Source organism: Tyzzerella sp. An114, assembly GCF_002161055.1.
In the GTDB taxonomy this organism is placed as follows: domain Bacteria; phylum Bacillota; class Clostridia; order Lachnospirales; family Anaerotignaceae; genus Fimicola; species Fimicola cottocaccae.
Window position 1 is genome coordinate 1 of record NZ_NFLT01000059.1, and the last position, 1,298, is coordinate 1,298.

Here is a 1,298-nt window from a genome sequence, read left to right on the forward strand (position 1 = left end):
TTATAAGCACCTAAAAATAAATGAAAATTGTAATTTATGCATAAAAATAAAACTTAATATTGTAAAATAAAAATATTATATATCGTGAAGTTTATAATTTGTGAAGAAAAATGACATAAAATACATTTTTGTAAGGGTGTGGTAAGTCATGATTGTGTATAAAGAAGAATTACACACAAGTATTAAACTAAACACATCCTACAGGGTGAAGTATGTCCTTTTTTATAAATATGTTGACTGCAAAGGCAGAACTTTTAATAAGTTCTGCCTTTTTTTTATTTCTAAAAAAATCAGAGGTCCTCCGTTTTGGTTTGAACTTGCAAAAAAACAAATTCAAATCGGAGGAATCAAAATGAAAGAAGATAGAAAATATTACATAAAATTAGATGATAAACAATTGGTTGAGGTAACAAATGATATATATACAGTTTACTATCAAATGAGAAGAAGAGAACGCTATTTAGAAGAAAGAGATTTAAAAAATGGCTTAATTTATTATAGCAGCTGGGATACAGAAAATATGAATGGAGAAGAGCTTTTAGTAGATAAATCAGGTAGTATTGAAGATGTAATATTTAATGATATGAGATACAAAGCGGTAGTGTCTTTCATTAATGAAAATGATAAAAGAGATATATTGAAATTAAGTATATTTGGAAAAACAGAAACACAAATTGCAGCTATTTTAGGAGTAAGTCAACCATATGTAAGTAAAGAGAAAGCAAAACTTATATTAGCTTTAAAAAAATATTTAGATGAAAACTTATAAAATTTAATTTATGTGTTAATCCCTCTTGTTAAAAAACAAGAGGGATTTTTTATTAAAAATAAATTAAAAGATGTGTGAAATTATATTTGATTATTGTGCAATTATACAAAAATAAAAAAGTTTTGAAATTTAGGTTATAAAAAGTCATTTTTAAGGGCTTAAAGGTGAGGGGGTATTGAACCTTTTTAACCTTTTTCGTGAACCTTGAAAATTTAATATCCAACAATATAAATACATTACCCTGTTCAGCCTGAAAAGGTAAAGCAGTACCATACAGTACGCCAAGACGATTTGTTACAACAGAATGTAGAGTGAATAAATTATTAATAGAGATTCGGTTGTCTGTAACATATAAATCCGAGCGATGAATACTTGTATGGGAGTAATCTTTTGGCAAGATTATATGCCACGACATGGACAGGGGGATAATGATACTTCCACCGAGTCTCAGTTATCGCAAAGACGGTGGTCTCCACGAAGGGGAAGGTGAGATGCCTATGAGTGTAGCCTAACACTGTTTATATTGTTG

General features: G+C 28.7%; 1 protein-coding gene. It reads left to right on the forward strand.

The window, feature by feature from the left end:
- Positions 1-352 precede the first annotated feature (352 nt).
- Positions 353-769, forward strand: coding sequence for a sigma-70 family RNA polymerase sigma factor (locus B5E58_RS13215; protein ID WP_088110096.1), 417 nt, complete (start codon positions 353-355; stop codon positions 767-769).
- Positions 770-1,298: the final 529 nt, after the last annotated feature.

Bases quoted from the DNA above. Each gene is read 5' to 3' on its own strand.
- B5E58_RS13215 (WP_088110096.1), top strand. From the start codon at position 353: ATGAAAGAAGATAGAAAATATTACATAAAATTAGATGATAAACAATTG.